Source organism: Streptomyces sp. NPDC026659 (assembly GCF_040638245.1).
GTDB lineage: Bacteria > Actinomycetota > Actinomycetes > Streptomycetales > Streptomycetaceae > Streptomyces.
In genome coordinates this window covers 61,967-77,275 of the sequence record NZ_JBEZXY010000011.1, presented here as the reverse complement: position 1 = coordinate 77,275, position 15,309 = coordinate 61,967, and the positions used below count along the sequence as shown (strand labels likewise).

The window sequence follows — 15,309 nt, the reverse complement described above, 5'->3', positions numbered from 1 at the left end:
GCTGCCCCTGTCGGGACGATACACCAGTATCGTCACTCAGGGACATAGCTTCTCTACTCTCCGTGACGACCAGCGGTGATGCGGGCACGGACCGCGCCCGAAGGGTCGCGGAGGGTGCCCGGAGCGGTCAACCGCCGGTGGTGCAGGGGCCGGTGGTGAGGATCACGTTGCGCAGCGGCTCATGGTTCACGAACCGGCTCAATTGGTCCACGAGCAGTCGCTCGGCACGCGGCGGGAACGCGGAGCTGAGCCCGCCCACGTGCGGACTGATCAGTACACCGGGTGCCCGCCACAACGGGTGCCCCGGCGGCAGCGGTTCGGGGTCGGTCACGTCGAGCGCGGCGGTGAGCCGTCCGCGCTCCAGCTCGGCGAGCAGCGCGCCGGTGTCGACGACGGGTCCGCGCGCGACGTTGACCAGCAGCGCGCCGTCCTTCATCCGGGCGAGGAAGGCGGCGTCGGCCAGGTACCGGGTCGTCTCGGTGAGCGGCACGGAGAGGATCACCACGTCGGCCTCGGGGAGCAGCGTGGGCAGTTCGGTGAGCGGGTGCACCAGACCGCGCTCGGTGGTGCGCCGGGAGCGCGCGACGCGCAGCACGCGCGCCGGTTCGAACGGTACGAGCCGGTCCTCGATCGCCTCCCCGATGGCGCCGTACCCGACGACGAGCACGGTCCGGTCGGCCAGCGACGGCATCGGCGCGGGCCGCCAGCGCTCCTCGTCCTGGGCCCGGACGAAGCCGGGGATGCCGCGCAGGGCGGACAGCGTGAGGGTGAGCGCCAGCTCGGCGGTGCTCGTCTCGTGCACCCCGCGCGCGTTGCACAGGCGAACGCCGGGGCCGACCTCCGAGAGCGCCGGAAGCATGTCGTCCACCCCGGCGGTGAGGGTCTGGATCAGCCGCAGCCGGGTCATCTCCTTCAGCGGGCGGTGCTTGACCGCCGCGCTGCGCAGGTACGGCACCACGTACGCCACGCAGTCGGCCGGGTCGCCGGGGAACTCCTGCTCCCCGTTCTCGCCCCCGTCCCAGAAGAGATGGCGGAACCCGTCGGGGAGTCCGTGGATCTTCTCCGGGGGAATGGGCAGCCAGACGTCATCGGTCATGTGCGGGAGGCTAATTCAGGACGGTCGTGCCGGGAGGCGTTTCGGGTGGTCGCGGGCGAGAGGCCGATTCCGGCGGGGCCGGTGGCAGAGGTTAGGTTGGGGCGGAGGGCGAGGGAGGTTCGCGGGCAGGTGGAGCGCAGGACGATCGGCGCGGGGATCCTCGCCGCGGGGGCCGTCGGGCTCGGGTGCATGCCGATGAGCTGGGCCTACAGCGCGTCGCGGCGGCGGGGCGAGGAGTCGCTGCGAACCGTGCACCGGGCCCTGGACCTGGGCGTGGATTTCCTGGACACCGCGGACATGTACGGCCCGTTCACCAACGAGCTGCTGCTCGGGCGGGTGCTGAAGGAGCGGCGCGCGGACGCCTTCGTGGCGACCAAGGCGGGGCTGCTGGTGGGCGGCGACCGGCACGTCGTGGCCAACGGCCGCCCCGGCTATGTGAAGCGCGCCTGCGACGCCTCGCTGCGCCGCCTCCAGACCGATGTGATCGACCTCTACCAGCTGCACCGCGCCGATCCCGAGGTCCCGGTCGAGGAGACCTGGGGCGCGATGTCCGAGCTGGTGCGGGCCGGGAAGGTGCGGGCGCTCGGGCTGTGCGCGGTGGGCCCGCGCGGCACCCGCCGCTCCGGGACCGGCCCCTACGACGCCACGCTGGACCAACTCCGGCGGGTGCAGCCGGTGTTCCCGGTGGCCTCGGTGCAGGCGGAGCTGTCGGTGTGGTCGCCGCAGGCGCTGCGGGCCCTGCTGCCGTGGTGCGAGGCGCGGGGTGTGGCGTTCCTCGCGGCGATGCCGCTGGGCAGCGGCTTCCTGACCGGCACGCTGACCCCGGGCCACGGTTTCGAGCCGGACGACGTACGCGCCCGGCACCCCCGCTTCACCGCCGAGATGATGGCAGCCCACCAGCCGGTCGTGGCCGATCTGCGCCGCGTCGCCCGCCGCCACGGCCCCGGGGTCACCCCGGCCCAGGTCGCCCTGGCCTGGGTCCTGTCCCGGGGCCGCCATGTGATCGCCCTGCCCGGCACCAAGCACGCCCACTGGGCCGAGGAGAACGCGCGGGCGGCAAAGCTGCGGCTGACCCCGGAGGACCTGGCGGAACTGTCGGGGGCGCCGGGGCCGTCGGCGGCGCGAGGGGCCTGGGGCTGACCGGGGGTGTTTCGGGGAACTCCGGGCTCCGGATGTGGCTCTTCGGGAACGGGAACGGTGTCGCGGTACGTTTCCGCGTCAGACGGGTAGCTGTTCCACGGCCGCAGCTCCGAGAGGATCTTGATCGTGCGAAGCCGAATCCTGCCGGCGGTGCTGGCGACGACCGCGCTGCTGCTCGTGGCGGGCTGCTCCGCCGACAGCGGCGGGGTGTCCGACGGCGGCCGGAGCACCACACCCGGCGGTCCGGCCACGGGCACCGCGTCCCCTGCCGCTCCCGCCGCCAAGGGCTCGGTGACGGTGCTGCGCACGGCGGCCGACGGCCTGCGCACCCCCTGGGGACTCGCGCCGCTGCCCGGCGGCGATCTGCTGGTCTCCTCCCGCGACGACGCCACGCTCACCCGGATCGACCCGAAGACGGGCGAGAAGACCGTGCTGGGCCGGATCTCCGGCGTCTCCCCGGACGGGGAGGGCGGCCTGCTCGGCATCGCCCTGTCCCCGGGCTTCGCCTCGGACCACATGGTCTACGCCTACTTCACCTCGGCCTCCGACAACCGCATCGTCCGCGTGCGCTACGACGAGAACAAGCCGTCCGGTGAGCAACTCGGCGCCCCGGACACGGTGTTCAAGGGCATCCCCAAGGGCCGCATCCACAACGGCGGCCGCATCGCGTTCGGCCCCGACGGGATGCTCTACGCGGGCACCGGCGAGAGCGGCAGCGGCGACCTGGCCCAGGACCGGAAGTCGCTCGGCGGCAAGATCCTCCGGCTGAGCCCGGAGGGCGAACCGGCGCCCGGCAACCCCTTCCCCAACTCGCCCGTGTACTCCTACGGCCACCGCAATGTGCAGGGCCTGGCCTGGGACTCCCAACAGCGGCTCTTCGCCTCGGAGTTCGGCCAGGACACCTGGGACGAGCTGAACGCGATCGCCCCCGGCGGCAACTACGGCTGGCCCGACGCCGAGGGCAGGTCCGACGACAAGCGGTTCACGAGTCCGCTGGCCCAGTGGCACACCGACGAGGCTTCCCCCAGCGGCATCGCCCTGGTGAACGGCGTGATCTGGATGGCGGGGCTCAGGGGCGAGCGGCTGTGGCGTGTCCCGCTGCGCGGCACCGCCGCCTCGGCGCCGCCCCAGGCGTTCCTCGACGGCGAGTACGGCCGCCTGCGCACGGTGGTCCCGGCGGGCGGCGACCGCCTCTGGCTGCTCACCAGCAACACCGACGGACGCGGCGACCCGAAGAAGGGCGACGACCGGCTGCTCGAGCTGCGGGTGAGCTGACGGGCACTCGCCCTGGCGGCGGTGGGGCCGTTGTCCGGCGGCCGCGGGCACCGTTGTCCGGCGCGCGCCGACATCACCCCGCCACCAGTCGCTCCTCCCCCGGTGGGAACAGCTCCAGCCGGTGGGCCAGCGCCGCCGCCTCGCCCCGGCTCGACACCCCCAGCTTCGCCAGGATGTTGGAGACGTGCACGCTCGCCGTCTTCGGGGAGATGAACAGCTCCTCGGCTATCTGCCGGTTGGTACGGCCGGCCGAGACCAGGCGCAGCACGTCCCGCTCCCGGCCGGTGAGACCGAGGGCGGTGGCGGGGTCCGCGACGGCGAGGGGCTGCTTCGGGGCGCGGGCCGGGGTGAGGCGGGCGCGGCGGCCGAGCCGGGCCACCGCGTCGGCCAGCGGACGGGCGCCCAGATGCTCCGCGACCGCCCCGGACAGCCGCAGCAGCTCCGCCGCCCGGTCCCGCTCGTCGTCCCCGCCCTCCGCGAGCAGCGCCTCGGCCAGCCGGTGGCGGACCCGGGCGAGATCGTACGGCCGGTCCAGGCACTCGAAGGCGCAGGCCACCGGCGACCAGTCGGCGGCCGTCGCCCGGTCCTCCGCGCGCAGCAGCTCCGCGCGGGTCCACTCCGCGTACGCCCGCCAGAGCGGGACACCGGTCGGCATGGTCCGCGTGGTCTCGCGGAGCAGGGCGAGCTGTGCGGCGCGGCCGGGCTCGGCGGCGGGCAGGGCGCGGACGTCGGCCTCGGCGGTGGCGGCGGCCAGCAGCAGCGGCCAGGCGTCCCGGTGGGCGCCCGTCGGCACCCCGCGCTCCAGCGTCGCGCGCAGCTCGGCCCGGGCGTCCTCGAACCGGCCCTCCTCGGCGGCGACCCCGAGGGCGACCCGGGCGAGGGGCAGCCACTGCTGGGGCATCGGGTCCTGCGTGCCGTAGCGCTCGTGGGCGACGGCCAGGTGCCGGGCCGCTTCCGTGATGTCGCCCCGGGCCAGCGCGAACCGGGCGAGGTTCAGGGCACCGCCGCCCTGCGGCCGGGCGCTGGTGCCGGTACGCAGGGCCCGCTCGGCCGCCTCGGCGGCCTCGCTCCAGCGGCCGAGCGCGTACAGCGTCTCGGCGAGGTTGCTCCACATCCACGCCTGCGGGTCGAGCGGTCCGGAGCGGCGGGCGAAGTCGAGTCCTTCGCGCAGCAGGGGTTCGGCCTCCCGCTGGCGCCCGAGGGTCAGCAGGGCGGAGGGCAGGTTGATGTAGGCGCGCCGGGCCACCTCGGTCACGCCCTCCGCGAGCGCGTCGGCGCTGACCTGGCGCAGCTCCGCGAGTCCGGCGTCGATGCCGCCCGCGTCGATCATGAGGCTGCCCAGGGTGAGCCGGGCGTGCAGCTCGATCTCGCGGGCGCCGACCATGCGCGCGTACTCCACGGCCCGCTCGGCGGCGGCGAAGGCGTCCGGGCCCGGCCGGTGCAGCATGGACCACCCGGCGACGAGGGCCAGCACCTCGGCGTGCACCTCGGAGGGCGGCAGACCGCGCACCAGGTCCTGGGCGGTGGCCAGTTCACGCCAGCCGTCGCCCCGGGCCAGCGCCTGGACCAGCCGCGAGCGCTGCACCCAGAACCAGGCGGAGCGAAGGGGGTCGGGCTCGTCCTCCAGGAGCCGCAGCGCGCGTTTGCAGATCTTCAGCGCGCGTTCGCGCTCACCGCCGAAACGCCCCGCCACCACCGCCTCCGCGAGCAGGTCGACGTAGCGCAGCGGGGCGGCCGGACGGCCCTGCTCTCCGGACGGGAGCGCGCAGGCCGGGTAGACGTCCATGCAGTCGATGGGGCGCAGGGCCGCGCGGGTCTCGTCGGGCGCGGTGTCCCACAGGACCGTCGCGCGCTCCAGGAGGCGCATTTGCTCGGTGTAGGCGTGTCTGCGGCGGGCCACCACGGCGGCGTCGAGGACGGCGGGCAGCGCCTTGGCCGGGTCGTGGGCGTGGTACCAGTACCCCGCCAGACGCAGCACACGGGCGTCGGCCGCGACGAGCCCGGGATCGGCCTCCAGGGCTTCCGCGTAACGGCGGTTGAGCCGGGAGCGCTCGCCGGGCAGCAGGTCGTCGGCGACGGCCTCGCGGACCAGGGAGTGGCGGAAGCGGTAGCCGTCGCCGTCCGGGTCCGGGATGAGGATGTGGGCGCCGACGGCGGCGCGCAGGGCCTCGATGAGGTCGTCCTCGGCGAGCCGGGCGACGGCGGCGATGAGCCGGTGCTCCACCGTCGAGCCGCCTTCGGCGATGATCCGGACGACCCGCTGCGCGCTCTCGGGCAGCGCCTCGACGCGGACCAGGAGCAGATCACGCAGGGAGTCGGTGAGTCCGGTGCCGCAGCCCTCGCAGCCGGCCACGGCCAGCTCCTCCACGAAGAAGGCGTTGCCGTCGGAGCGTTCGAAGATGGCGTCGACCTGGCGCGGGTCGGGTTCGGCGGCGAGGATGCCGGCGATCTGGCGGCCGACCTCCTCGCGGGTGAAGCGGGCGAGTTCGAGGCGGCGGACGGTGCGCAGCCGGTCCAGCTCGGCGAGCAGCGGGCGCAGCGGGTGGCGGCGGTGGATGTCGTCGGAGCGGTAGGTGGCCAGCAGCAGGACGCGGCCGGTGCGCAGGGTGCGGAAGAGGTAGGCGAGGAGATGGCGGGTGGCGGTGTCCGCCCAGTGGAGGTCCTCCAGGATCAGCACCACGGTCCGCTCGGCGGCGGCCCGCTCCAGGAGCCGGGCGGTCAGCTCGAACAGCCGGGCCGTGCCCTGTTCGTCGGGCCGGTCCGCGGCCGTGCTCTCGCCCAGCTCGGGCAGCAGCCGGGCCAGTTCGCCCTCCTGTGTGCTCGCCGCGTCGGCGAACGGCTCGGGCAGTGCCGCGCGCAGGGTGCGCAGCGCGCCGGAGAAGGGGGCGAACGGCAGCCCGTCGGCGCCGATCTCCACGCAGCCGCCCCGCGCGACGACCGCGCCCCGGGCCGCCGCGAGGGCGCCGAACTCCTCGGTGAGGCGGGTCTTGCCGACCCCCGCCTCACCGCCGAGCAGCAGCGCCTGCGGCTCTCCCCCGGCGGCGCGGGCGAGCGCGTCTCTCAAGGTGTCCAACTCATCGGCACGGCCGACGAACACGGGACTGACGGACCTGGTTTCCACGTGCCCGAGCATCGCACGGGTCGGGGAGGTGACGGCGGGAGTTTTCCACAGGGCTGGTGTGATCGTCGTACCACCACCCGTCTTTGACGCCGCGGCAGTGCTCACCGGCCCGTTCCTCACGCCGCGCGCGTGAACCGGTGCCGTTCCGGACCGTCCGAGCGCCCGGGCCCGTCCGGACGCCCCGGACCGTCCGAGCGCCCCGGACCGCCGGTATGCGAATCGGCCTCCGTACCGTCCTGCCGGGCGCCCGCACCGCGCCCCTCGTCCCGGCGCGTCTCACGGGCCGTGCGTACCGCCTCGCGGACCAGCCGGTCCCGTTCGGCCGTGCGGCGCAGCTCGGCGGAACGCATCCGGTGGTAGTCGTCGTACGCGAACATGGCGTGTCCTCCTGGGATTTCGGGTCGGGTCGCTCGCTTCTCGCGAGGACTCCACCCTCCGCTCCCAGGGGGTGGCCCGGCATCGGGCGAGTTCCGCATCTTGGCGGGGCCGCCCCTGCCCCGGGCACGCATAAGGGGGCCTCAGAGACTCGCCGGAGGCCCTGAGGACACTCCGGGGACTCTCTGAGGCCCCCTGAGGATGAGCCGGGTCAGCTCGCCGAGGGCAGGCCGAGCAGGGCGTCGGAGTACTTCAGCACCGCGAGCAGCAGGCCGATGACGCCGAGCGAGACACCCGCCCAGGCGACCGACTTGATCCAGGGCGCCTGCGGCCGGCCGGGGGCGCCGAAGGCGGGCCGGATCAGGACGACCACGCCGGTGACCAGCGCGGCGACCGCGAACAGGCCGGCCCACAGGGCGGTGGCGTGCCAGGCGTCGCCGTAGACCGCCTTGATCTGCTGGGAGACGCTCGCACTGGACGAGGTCTGCAACTGGCCGATGAGCTGCGCACGGGCCGAGGCCAGCGTGCCGATCCAGCCGCCGTTGAGCGAGACCAGGCCGAGCGCGGCCGAGACCACGGCGGCGGCGCCCTGCCCGACCCCGGTCTTCTCCCGGGGCGCGGCGGGGTCGTCCTCGCCGAAGGACTCGTCGGCGTCCTCGCCGGAGGTCTCCTCGTGGTCCTCGGCCGAGGGCTCCACCGGGCCGGCGCCGGACTCCGTCTCCGAAGCCTCCGCCTCGGGGGCCTCCTTCTCGGGGGCCTCGGCCACCGGTGCCTCCTCAGGTGCCCGCTCGTCGTCGGTCTTGGTGACGTCTGTCTTCGTAGCCATGCCCGGCACCGTACGGATGGAGTCTGAGAGTCGTCTTAACGATCGCTGTGCGCTGCGCTCGCGCGTGCCGCACGCCACTCCGGGGCGAGCACCGCCCAGATCTCGGTGTCCTGGCGCACCCCGCGGTGCGGGAAGTTCTCGCGGAGGACACCCTCGCGGCTCATGCCCAGCCGCCGGGCCACATTGACGCTGGGCTGGTTCGCGGGCGCGACCAGCCACTCCACGCGGTGCATGCCGCGCTCGTCGAACGCCCAGTCGAGGAGCACCCGCATCCCGCGCGTGACGAGCCCGCGCCCGGCCGCCTCCGGCACCAGCCAGCAACCGGCCTCGCAGGTGCCCGCCTCCGTGTCCCAGATCCGGAAGAGCAGGCCGCCGACGAGCTTGCCGTCCAGCCATATGCCGTGCAGGCTGCCGCTGTCGGTGGCGCGCTTGTCGGCGTACCGCTTCAGAAAGGCACGCGCGCCTTCCAGGTCCGGCACCGCGTCCGGCAGACCGACGTACCGCCCGATGAAGTCCCGTGCGCCGTCGATGGCGGCGAACATCGCCTCCGCGTGCCAGACCTCCATGGGCCGCAGTTCGGCGCCGTCGTCCCCGAGGGATGTCGCGTACATCGTGTTCCGCTTCCTTCCGCAGTCCCCGGCGGTTCTTCCGGCCCGGGCCGCGACGAGCTTTTCACACCCCCGGTTCGCGTTCCCCCGCATTTCACACCCCGTCGAACCGGTCGCCTCGGTCGAATCAGTCGAACTGGTCGCCCAGCGCCATGATCATCGTCCCCGCCACCAGGAGCCACAGCGCGCGGCGGGTACGGCCCCGGGAGCCGAGGAACCCCGCGAGGGCGCACACGGCGGCACCGAGGGCGTAGGCGGCGGGCACCAGCGCGGGTTCGGCCCTGGTCAGCCGGAAGAGCGCGGCCCCGACCCCGGCGGCGCAGAGCACGGCACCGGTGAGGACGGAGGCCCAGCGGGCGCGGCGGGCTTCGTCGTACTCGTCATCGTCATCGTCGTCGTCCGGGGCGTCGGCCGGATCGTCATCCGGGTGGTCGTCCGCGTCACCGTCCGGATCGTCGGCGTCACCCGCGCCGTCGGCGTCGTCGGCGTCCCCGTCAGTGTCTTCGCCGCCGTCCCCCGCCAGGCCCTCGGCACCCGCCGTCTCCTCGTCGCTGTCCCCCGTGCTCTCCGCGAGGTCGTCCCGTTCGGCGGTGACGGGTGCGGTGCCGGAATCGGTACGTCCACTCATGCGGCGCGAGCGTAGCGCCTCGCCTGGATCAATCCCGGTGCGGGGCCGCCCGTAAGGGTGCTATCCCTAATCGTTCGTGACCGGAAATCCGCAGAGCCCCGACGAACTCACCCGTCGTCTCACCCTTCCCCGCTACCCCCGCTCCGCCCGCTACGACGCCCGCTGGACCATCGAGAACCAGATGGGTCCGCACGCCCTGTGGCTGCTGGAGTGGCTGGCGCCCGCGCTCGGGCTCGACCGGCTGCCGCCCGGTGCCCGCGTGCTCGACCTCGGCTGCGGGCGCGCGATGACCTCCGTCTTCCTCGCCCGCGAGTACGGCGTCCAGGTCGTCGCCGCCGATCTGTGGGTACGGCCGGAGGAGAACGCGGTACGGATCGCCGAGGCGGGCCTGGCGGACCGGGTGCTGCCCGTGCGCGCCGAGGCGCACGAACTGCCCTTCGGGGACGGCTCGTTCGACGCGATCGTGTCCGTCGACGCGTACCAGTACTTCGGCACCGACGACCTCTATCTCCCGCAGCTGACCCGGCTGTTGAAGCCCGGTGGCCGGATCGGTGTCGTCGTGCCGTCCCTGCGGGAGGAGTTGGAGGGAGCCGAGCCGCCCGCTTCGCTCGCCGCCCACTGGGAGCCCGCCTACTGGTGCTTCCACTCCCCCGCCTGGTGGCACCGGAACTGGACGCGCACCGGCGCCGTGACCGTGGAGGCGGCCGACCGGCTGGAGGACGGCGCGCGCGAGTGGCTGCTGTGGAGCGAGGTGTGCGCCGAGGAGAGCCCGAGCGAGTTCATGCGGGGCCTCGCGCGCGACTGCGTCGACCTGCTGAAGGCCGACACGGACGAGCTGCTGGGCTTCGCCCGGATCGTGGGCCGGCGCACATAGCGGCGCGCCCCGCGTACACAAGGGTGTGGCCCCGCAGGACGCGTTGTCCTCCGGGGCCACGACCGGTGTGTGCGGGACTCAGCCCTCGCTCACGCCCAGCTGCTCCAGGATCAGCTCCTTGACGCGGGCGGCGTCGGCCTGGCCACGGGTGGCCTTCATGACCGCGCCGACCAGGGCGCCGGCCGCCGCCACCTTGCCACCGCGGATCTTGTCCGCGATGCCCGGGTTACCGGCGATGGCCTCCTCGACGGCGGTGGTCAGCGCACCCTCGTCGGAGACGACCTTCAGGCCGCGCTTCTCCACGACCTCGTCCGGGGTGCCCTCGCCCGCGAGGACGCCCTCGATGACCTGACGCGCCAGCTTGTCGTTCAGATCACCGGAGTTGACCAGCGCGGTCACTCGCGCGACCTGCTCCGGCGTGATCGCCAGCTCGTCCAGGGACGTGCCCGACTCATTGGCGCTGCGCGCCAGTTCGCCCATCCACCACTTGCGCGCGGAGGCCGCGTCGGCACCGGCGTCGATGGTGGCGACGATCAGGTCCAGCGCACCGGCGTTGGTGATCGACTGCATGTCGGTGGCCGAGATGCCCCACTCCGCAAGGAGGCGGGTACGGCGGGCCAGCGGCAGTTCGGGCTGCGCGGCGCGGATCTTCTCGACCCACTCGCGCGAGGGCGCCACCGGGACGAGGTCGGGCTCCGGGAAGTACCGGTAGTCCTCGGCCTCCTCCTTCACGCGGCCCGAGGTCGTGGACCCCGTGTCCTCGTGGAAGTGGCGGGTCTCCTGGATGATCGTGCCGCCGCCGTCGAGCACGGCCGCGTGCCGCATGATCTCGAAGCGGGCCGCACGCTCGACCGAGCGCAGCGAGTTGACGTTCTTCGTCTCGGAGCGCGTACCGAACTTCTCGCGGCCGTGCGGGCGCAGCGACAGGTTCACGTCGCAGCGCATCTGGCCCATCTCCATGCGGGCCTCGGACACGCCGAGGGCCCGGATGACCTCACGCAGCTCACGGACGTAGGCGCGCGCGACCTCGGGGGCCCGCTCGCCCGCGCCCACGATGGGCTTGGTGACGATCTCGATGAGCGGGATGCCCGCGCGGTTGTAGTCGAGCAGGGAGTGGGACGCGCCGTGGATACGGCCGGTGGCGCCGCCGACGTGCGTCGACTTGCCGGTGTCCTCCTCCATGTGGGCGCGCTCGATCTCCACGCGGAAGGTTTCGCCGTCCTCCAGCTGCACGTCGAGGTAACCGTCGAAGGCGATCGGCTCGTCGTACTGGGAGGTCTGGAAGTTCTTCGGCATGTCCGGATAGAAGTAGTTCTTCCGGGCGAAGCGGCACCACTCGGCGATCGAGCAGTTCAGCGCGAGGCCGATCTTGATCGCGGACTCGACGCCGGTCGCGTTGACGACCGGGAGCGCGCCGGGCATGCCGAGGCACACCGGGCAGGTCTGCGAGTTGGGCTCGGCGCCCAGCTCGGTCGAACACCCGCAGAACATCTTGGTGTTGGTGCCGAGTTCGACATGGACCTCAAGGCCCATGACGGGGTCGTACGACGCCAGAGCGTCCTCGTACGACACCAGGTCGGTCGTGGTGGTCACGGTGAAAACTTCCCTCTCAGCCCAGCAGGACGTCGTCGTCGCCCAGCCGCTTCAGCTCGCGGTAGAGGATGGCGAGCCCGGTGACGATGGCGACGGCGGACGCGGCGGCGTCGATCAGGCGCAGCGTGTCGTGCTCGGCGCGGGCCTTCTTGATCTGCTTGGCGACACCGACCGCGCTGAACGCGGTCCCGGCCATGGACAGGTACGTGCCGGACCTCGACTTCTTGAAGCCCTTGGCCTTGTTCAGTGCACTCACAGCGACGGTGCCTCCTCGATGAGCGGGTGTCCCCACTTTTCCACGAAGGCGGCCTCGACGGCGGCGCCGACCTTGTACAGCCTGTCGTCCTTCATCGCCGGGGCGATGATCTGCAGGCCCACCGGGAGGTTGTCCTCCGGGGCGAGACCGCAGGGCAGCGACATGGCCGCGTTGCCCGCGAGGTTCGTCGGGATGGTGCACAGGTCCGCGAGGTACATCGCCATCGGGTCGTCGGCGCGCTCGCCGATCGCGAAGGCGGTGGTCGGGGTCGTCGGGGAGACGATCACGTCGACCTGCTCGAATGCCTTCTCGAAGTCCCGCGTGATGAGGGTGCGGACCTTCTGCGCGGAGCCGTAGTAGGCGTCGTAGTAGCCGCTGGAGAGGGCGTACGTGCCGAGCATGATGCGGCGCTTGACCTCGTCGCCGAAGCCCGCCTCACGGGTGAGGGAGGTGACCTCCTCGGCCGAGTGGGTGCCGTCGTCGCCGACCCGGCGGCCGTAGCGCAGGCCGTCGAAGCGGGCGAGGTTGGAGGAGCACTCGGACGGCGCGATCAGGTAGTACGCCGACAGGGCGAGGTCGAAGGACGGGCAGTCCAGCTCGACGATCTCGGCGCCCAGCTCCTTCAGCAGCTCGACGGACTCGTCGAAGCGCTGGAGGACACCGGCCTGGTAGCCCTCGCCGCGGAACTGCTTGACGACACCGACGCGCATCCCCGCGACCGAGCCGTTGCGCGCGGCCTCGACGACCGGCGGGACCGGGGCGTCGATGGAGGTGGAGTCCAGCGGGTCGTGACCGGCGATGACCTCGTGCAGCAGGGCCGCGTCCAGGACCGTACGGGCACAGGGGCCGCCCTGGTCGAGGGAGGAGGAGAAGGCCACCATGCCGTAGCGGGAGACCGAGCCGTACGTCGGCTTGACGCCGACCGTGCCGGTGACGGCGGCCGGCTGGCGGATGGAACCGCCGGTGTCGGTGCCGATGGCGAGCGGGGCCTCGAAGGAGGCGAGCGCGGCGGAGGAACCGCCACCGGAGCCGCCGGGGATCTTGGTGAGGTCCCAGGGGTTGCCGGTCGGGCCGTACGCGCTGTTCTCGGTGGAGGACCCCATGGCGAACTCGTCCATGTTGGTCTTGCCGAGGATGACGACGTCGGCGTCCTTGAGGCGCTTGGTGAGCGTCGCGTCGTACGGCGGGATCCAGCCCTCGAGGATCTTGGAGCCGACGGTGGTCGGGATGCCCTCAGTGGTGAAGATGTCCTTGAGTGCGAGCGGGACGCCGGCCAGCGGGCCGAGCTTCTCGCCGCGGGCCCGCTTCTCGTCCACGGCACGGGCCTGGGCGAGCGCACCCTCGCGGTCGACGTGCAGGAAGGCGTGCACCTTCTCGTCGACGGCGCCGATGCGGGCGAGGTGGGCCTCGGTGACCTCGACGGCCGTCAGCTCGCCGGAGGCGATCTTCTCGGCGATCTCGGCGGCCGTGAGCTTGATGATGTCGGTCATGACTTGTTAGTCCTCCCCCAGGATCTGCGGCACCTTGAAACGCTGCTGCTCCTGGGCGGGGGCGCCGGAGAGCGCCTGCTCGGGGGTGAGCGAGGGACGGACCTCGTCCGCGCGCATGACGTTCGTCAGCGGGAGCGGGTGCGAGGTCGGCGGTACGTCTTGGTCGGCGACCTCACTGACGCGGGCGACCGCGCCGATGATGTCGTCCAGCTGTCCCGCGAAGTGGTCGAGCTCTTCGGGCTTCAGCTCCAGACGCGCCAGCCGGGCGAGGTGGGCGACCTCCTCGCGCGTGATGCCAGGCATTCAGCGTTCCTCTGGGGTGAGTGTGTGTGCTTTGGGCCAATCCTATGGGGCGGGCCCGGGTACCCGTGAAACGGTTTCCCGGGGCCCGCGCCCCATGGCTCCACGCCCACCCCGCTCAGCGGCGCCGGTCCTCCCACACCTCGCTCCGCAGGAAGTGGTTGTCGTACCGCTCCTGCACCTCCAGCAGGCTCTCCGGGGTCAGCTCGCCGAGGCGGATGCGCTGGAGGTGGCGGAAGTACTCGAAGCGCTCGACGCCGGGGGTGATGACGACCAGGAGATCGGCGGTGGAGCCGGGGACGGCGGCGAAGGCGTGGGGGCGGTCCGGCGGGACGACGATCAGGTCACCGCGCCCGGCGGTCACGATGTCGTCGCCGGAGAGGACCTCGGCGGCGCCGTCGAGTAGGTAGAACATCTCGGCGGAGTGGTGGTGGACGTGCGGACGGGCGCCGTCGGCCCCCTCCGCGAGGGTAACGCGCACGGTGGACAGCGCGCCCCCGCTCGCGCTGCTGTCGGCCAGCAGCCTGACCCCGACGGGCTCTCCGCCGATCACCTCGGCGTCGGCGTCCCGGACGAGCACGGTCTCGTCGAACTTCGGCACGAACAGTGACATGACTTCCCCCTGTGAGATCAGACGGCGAAGAGCAGAGCGGCGCTGATCAGGACAACGACGCAGGTGGCGAAGTGGATCCCGAAGGCGACGGCCCTCGTGCCCCCGTTGCGCAGGACGATCAGCGTGTCGCCGAGCGGGATGAGGGCGACGCAGAGCATGAACCACGCCTCGGCCCGCACGCCGACGAAGAGGAGCAGGGCGAGACCGACCAGGCCGAAAGTGCCGTCCCTCAGCCCCTTGATCGAGAGATAGGCCCCCGCGTCGCCGTCGGGCCGGGCGGGGACTCCGTAGCCGGCCGCGGCGGAGGCGGGCTGGAACAGGAAGCGGTAGCCGATGAACACGCAGAACAGATCGAGCGCGACGGCCAGGGTGTACGCGGTGACGAGCATGTCTTCTCCCCCTGTTTTCTAGCAGCGCTAGCAGTAATAGCGAAGCTAACAGAGCGAAGACAGAAATGCTAGCACTGCTAGAATCCGAACCATGTCGATCCAGACGCGCCGCGAGCGCGAACGAGCGGAGCGCGAGCGGCTGATCATCACCGCCGCACGGGAACTGGCCGAGGCCGAGGGCTGGGACGCGGTCACCACCCGCCGCCTGGCCGCCGAGATCGAGTACAGCCAGCCGGTCCTCTACAGCCACTTCAAGGGCAAGGACGCGATCATGGCCGCGGTCGCGGTCGAGGGCTGCGTGGAACTGGCGGCGGAGCTGCGGGCCGCCCGCACCGGGGCGGCGGACTCAAAGGGCGCCCTGGCGGCCGTGGGCAGGGCGTACACCGCCTTCGCCCACCGCAGGCCCGCCCTCTACGACGCGATCTTCACCCACCCGGTGGACCTGCCGTTCGCCACGCCGGAGGCCCCGGCCCCGCTCCAGGAGGCGTTCGGTGAACTGTTCCAGGCGGTGGAACCGACGGCGGGCGAGAACGAGGACCGGGGCCTCCTCACGGAGACCTACTGGGCAGCCCTGCACGGGTTGGTGACACTGATGCGAAGCGGCCGCCTGCCGAAGGAAGCACAGGAGACAAGGCTGGCCCTACTGATCAACCACTTCACGACAACTCCCTGAGGGGCGCGGGGAACTGCGCGACCAGCCACACCGAACCGGCACCCGCCAACGG

General features: G+C 72.7%; 16 protein-coding genes. 4 read left to right on the top strand and 12 right to left on the bottom strand.

Annotated features, from left to right (window positions below; translation table 11 throughout):
• Nucleotides 1-127: 127 nt before the first annotated feature.
• On the bottom strand, nt 128-1,096 hold the full coding sequence (locus tag AB0E91_RS25690; RefSeq protein ID WP_361786406.1) for a 2-hydroxyacid dehydrogenase: 969 nt from the start codon (nt 1,094-1,096) through the stop codon (nt 128-130).
• A 129-nt stretch (nt 1,097-1,225) separates the two neighbouring features.
• Here AB0E91_RS25690 and AB0E91_RS25685 point away from each other — a divergent pair, with 129 nt between their 5' ends.
• Both AB0E91_RS25685 and AB0E91_RS25680 read left to right on the top strand, forming a co-directional pair.
• On the top strand, nt 1,226-2,236 hold the full coding sequence (locus AB0E91_RS25685) for an aldo/keto reductase (RefSeq protein ID WP_361786403.1): 1,011 nt from the start codon (nt 1,226-1,228) through the stop codon (nt 2,234-2,236).
• Nucleotides 2,237-2,356: 120 nt separating this feature from the next.
• Nucleotides 2,357-3,511 carry a PQQ-dependent sugar dehydrogenase gene (locus tag AB0E91_RS25680; RefSeq protein WP_361786400.1) on the top strand — a complete coding sequence of 385 codons (1,155 nt, stop codon included), beginning with the start codon at nt 2,357-2,359 and terminating at the stop codon, nt 3,509-3,511.
• Nucleotides 3,512-3,584: 73 nt separating this feature from the next.
• Here AB0E91_RS25680 and AB0E91_RS25675 read toward each other — a convergent pair whose 3' ends face one another.
• The 5 genes from AB0E91_RS25675 to AB0E91_RS25655 all read right to left on the bottom strand — a co-directional run bounded on the left by AB0E91_RS25675 (nt 3,585) and on the right by AB0E91_RS25655 (nt 9,069).
• Nucleotides 3,585-6,644 (bottom strand): AAA family ATPase, encoded by a 3,060-nt coding sequence (locus AB0E91_RS25675; RefSeq protein ID WP_361786899.1) that lies wholly within the window; start codon nt 6,642-6,644, stop codon nt 3,585-3,587.
• Nucleotides 6,645-6,748: 104 nt separating this feature from the next.
• Complete coding sequence (locus AB0E91_RS25670; protein ID WP_361786397.1) at nt 6,749-7,009, bottom strand: hypothetical protein; 261 nt, start codon at nt 7,007-7,009, stop codon at nt 6,749-6,751.
• A 209-nt stretch (nt 7,010-7,218) separates the two neighbouring features.
• Nucleotides 7,219-7,833, bottom strand: coding sequence for a hypothetical protein (locus AB0E91_RS25665; protein WP_361786394.1), 615 nt, complete (start codon nt 7,831-7,833; stop codon nt 7,219-7,221).
• A 35-nt stretch (nt 7,834-7,868) separates the two neighbouring features.
• The gene (locus AB0E91_RS25660) at nt 7,869-8,444 is read right to left on the bottom strand and encodes a GNAT family protein (protein ID WP_361786391.1); all 576 of its coding nucleotides are present in this window, start codon (nt 8,442-8,444) and stop codon (nt 7,869-7,871) included.
• A gap of 124 nt (nt 8,445-8,568) precedes the next feature.
• Nucleotides 8,569-9,069: a hypothetical protein gene (locus AB0E91_RS25655; protein WP_361786388.1), complete on the bottom strand. Its 501-nt coding sequence runs from the start codon at nt 9,067-9,069 to the stop codon at nt 8,569-8,571.
• A 76-nt stretch (nt 9,070-9,145) separates the two neighbouring features.
• On the opposite strand from AB0E91_RS25655, the gene AB0E91_RS25650 reads away from it, so the two are divergent.
• Nucleotides 9,146-9,943, top strand: a complete 798-nt coding sequence (locus AB0E91_RS25650; RefSeq protein WP_361786385.1) for a methyltransferase domain-containing protein — start codon at nt 9,146-9,148, stop codon at nt 9,941-9,943.
• 78 nt (nt 9,944-10,021) lie between these two features.
• Here AB0E91_RS25650 and gatB read toward each other — a convergent pair whose 3' ends face one another.
• From gatB to AB0E91_RS25620, 6 genes are all read right to left on the bottom strand, one after another.
• On the bottom strand, nt 10,022-11,536 hold the full coding sequence (gene gatB, locus AB0E91_RS25645) for an Asp-tRNA(Asn)/Glu-tRNA(Gln) amidotransferase subunit GatB (protein WP_361786382.1): 1,515 nt from the start codon (nt 11,534-11,536) through the stop codon (nt 10,022-10,024).
• Between the two features lie 16 nt (nt 11,537-11,552).
• Nucleotides 11,553-11,792, bottom strand: a complete 240-nt coding sequence (locus AB0E91_RS25640; RefSeq protein WP_161182188.1) for a hypothetical protein — start codon at nt 11,790-11,792, stop codon at nt 11,553-11,555.
• Nucleotides 11,789-13,282: an Asp-tRNA(Asn)/Glu-tRNA(Gln) amidotransferase subunit GatA gene (gene gatA, locus AB0E91_RS25635; RefSeq protein ID WP_161182189.1), complete on the bottom strand. Its 1,494-nt coding sequence runs from the start codon at nt 13,280-13,282 to the stop codon at nt 11,789-11,791. The genes AB0E91_RS25640 and gatA overlap by 4 nt, the downstream gene beginning before the upstream one ends.
• A gap of 6 nt (nt 13,283-13,288) precedes the next feature.
• Entirely contained in the window at nt 13,289-13,585 is a 297-nt protein-coding gene (gene gatC, locus AB0E91_RS25630) for an Asp-tRNA(Asn)/Glu-tRNA(Gln) amidotransferase subunit GatC (protein ID WP_018531282.1), read from the bottom strand.
• Nucleotides 13,586-13,700: 115 nt separating this feature from the next.
• Nucleotides 13,701-14,195: a cupin domain-containing protein gene (locus AB0E91_RS25625; RefSeq protein WP_361786377.1), complete on the bottom strand. Its 495-nt coding sequence runs from the start codon at nt 14,193-14,195 to the stop codon at nt 13,701-13,703.
• Between the two features lie 17 nt (nt 14,196-14,212).
• A complete protein-coding gene (locus AB0E91_RS25620; RefSeq protein ID WP_361786374.1) occupies nt 14,213-14,584 on the bottom strand; it encodes a DUF4267 domain-containing protein in 372 nt (123 codons plus the stop codon).
• A gap of 91 nt (nt 14,585-14,675) precedes the next feature.
• On the opposite strand from AB0E91_RS25620, the gene AB0E91_RS25615 reads away from it, so the two are divergent.
• Nucleotides 14,676-15,257 (top strand): TetR/AcrR family transcriptional regulator, encoded by a 582-nt coding sequence (locus tag AB0E91_RS25615; RefSeq protein ID WP_361786371.1) that lies wholly within the window; start codon nt 14,676-14,678, stop codon nt 15,255-15,257.
• Nucleotides 15,258-15,309 lie beyond the last annotated feature (52 nt).

Coding starts and splice junctions, on each gene's coding strand:
- AB0E91_RS25690 (WP_361786406.1), bottom strand. CDS start 1,096: ATGACCGATGACGTCTGGCTGCCCATTCCCCCGGAGAAGATCCACGGA.
- AB0E91_RS25675 (WP_361786899.1), bottom strand. CDS start 6,644: ATGCTCGGGCACGTGGAAACCAGGTCCGTCAGTCCCGTGTTCGTCGGC.
- AB0E91_RS25670 (WP_361786397.1), bottom strand. CDS start 7,009: ATGTTCGCGTACGACGACTACCACCGGATGCGTTCCGCCGAGCTGCGC.
- AB0E91_RS25665 (WP_361786394.1), bottom strand. CDS start 7,833: ATGGCTACGAAGACAGACGTCACCAAGACCGACGACGAGCGGGCACCT.
- AB0E91_RS25660 (WP_361786391.1), bottom strand. CDS start 8,444: ATGTACGCGACATCCCTCGGGGACGACGGCGCCGAACTGCGGCCCATG.
- AB0E91_RS25655 (WP_361786388.1), bottom strand. CDS start 9,069: ATGAGTGGACGTACCGATTCCGGCACCGCACCCGTCACCGCCGAACGG.
- gatA (WP_161182189.1), bottom strand. CDS start 13,282: ATGACCGACATCATCAAGCTCACGGCCGCCGAGATCGCCGAGAAGATC.
- gatC (WP_018531282.1), bottom strand. CDS start 13,585: ATGCCTGGCATCACGCGCGAGGAGGTCGCCCACCTCGCCCGGCTGGCG.
- AB0E91_RS25625 (WP_361786377.1), bottom strand. CDS start 14,195: ATGTCACTGTTCGTGCCGAAGTTCGACGAGACCGTGCTCGTCCGGGAC.
- AB0E91_RS25620 (WP_361786374.1), bottom strand. CDS start 14,584: ATGCTCGTCACCGCGTACACCCTGGCCGTCGCGCTCGATCTGTTCTGC.
- AB0E91_RS25615 (WP_361786371.1), top strand. CDS start 14,676: ATGTCGATCCAGACGCGCCGCGAGCGCGAACGAGCGGAGCGCGAGCGG.